Consider the following 1,568-nt stretch of genomic DNA (forward strand, 5'->3'; position numbering starts at 1 on the left):
ATTCGCGGGACACAGCGTGCCCGCTGTCAGGCAGAAACTCCACTTATCGCCTTGTTCAGATTCTTGAGGCCGGCTCTGACCCAGCGCAAAGTCCGGTCAGCGGCAAAGTTGTTATGTGGCTAGGAACCGGGGGAACTCGAATATGCGATCGGATTTGGCCGACATCTACGGACAAGGCAAGCTCCCACGGTACACCAGCTATCCAACAGCCCCGCACTTCTCTTCTGCAATTGGCGAGAAGGTGTATCGCCATTGGCTCAGATCGGTTTCGACCCACCGACCCATCTCGCTCTATCTCCACATACCTTTCTGTCGCTCAATGTGCTGGTACTGCGGATGCCATACGTCGGTGGCCAAGCACGACGAGCCGATCGCCGCCTTCGTCGCAGCTTTGCGTCGGGAGGCGCTACTAGTCGCGGACACGATAGAGAAAAGCCTGCCGGTCGCGCATCTGCACTTCGGCGGAGGCACTCCGACCATTATGGCTCCGCAACTGCTCGTTGATCTCACTGACGTCTTCCGCTATGTCTTTTTCGTACTCCCGGATGCCGAGATCGCCGTTGAGGTCGATCCGCGAAGCCTGACCAACGACCTGACGCAGGCTTTAGAATACTGCGGGGTCACCCGCGCGAGCCTCGGAATTCAGAGCTTCGACCCGAGAGTGCAGCGCGCAATCAATCGATTGCAAAGCTTCGAGCAGACGGCAGCTGCAGTCGAAAGGCTACGCCGGGCAGGTGTGCGGGGGATCAACTTCGACCTTCTCTATGGTCTCCCCTTTCAGACGGTAAGCTCTTGTCTAGACACCATTGCCAAGTGCGTCGAATTGCGCCCCGACCGGTTTTCGGTTTTCGGCTACGCGCACGTCCCGTCATTCAAGAAGCATCAGCGCAAGTTCGCGCAGGAGAGCTTACCTGACAGTGTCGAGCGACACGTTCAGTCCGAGAGCATCGCGGAAGCCCTTCAGGATGCCGGGTATGTTCGCATCGGGTTGGATCACTTCGCGCTCCCAGACGATGCGCTCGCGACGGCGCAGCGCGATGGCCGATTGCGGCGCAATTTCCAGGGCTACACCGATGACGGCGCTGATACACTCATCGGCCTCGGGGCGAGCGCGATCGGTCGCATGCCATACGGCTTTGTCCAGAACGTGGTGGACATCCGCGACTACCTGGACCGGATCGCGGAGGGCCGGCTAGCCGCGGTGAAGGGTTATGCTTTCACCGAGGATGATCTTTTCCGCGCTGATATCATTCAGCGAATCATGTGCGATTTGACCGTTGACCTGGAGCAGATATCCCGCATCCATGGTCGAGATCCACGGACAGCAGTCGTCGACCGCGGCCGCATCGACCGGCTTTTAGCCGACGGAGTTGCGACGATATCTCAAGGTCGACTAACCGTCAGCGAAGGATCGGAATTCCTGGTGCGTAGCGTCGCCTCGGCGTTTGATGCTCACCTTTCGCGGTCAACAGGCGTGCACAGTCGCGCGGTTTACTCATAGGTCAGAAATATAGGCGACATCTGGATGCTTGAAGAAGGAACGCACCAAAGCTGGTCTGTTGCCGATG

The 1,568-nt window shown here is 58.5% G+C and carries 1 protein-coding gene; it reads left to right on the forward strand.

From position 1 onward, the window contains the following. The first annotated feature begins 142 nt into the window (after positions 1–142). Positions 143–1,501 (forward strand): oxygen-independent coproporphyrinogen III oxidase, encoded by a 1,359-nt coding sequence (gene hemN / locus AC5ZG5_RS46075; protein ID WP_456647237.1) that lies wholly within the window; start codon positions 143–145, stop codon positions 1,499–1,501. Positions 1,502–1,568 lie beyond the last annotated feature (67 nt).

The organism is Bradyrhizobium sp. Ses1, from assembly GCF_059512365.1.

Excerpts from the sequence above, each read along its gene's own strand:
- hemN (WP_456647237.1), top strand. The coding sequence starts at position 143 with ATGCGATCGGATTTGGCCGACATCTACGGACAAGGCAAGCTCCCACGG.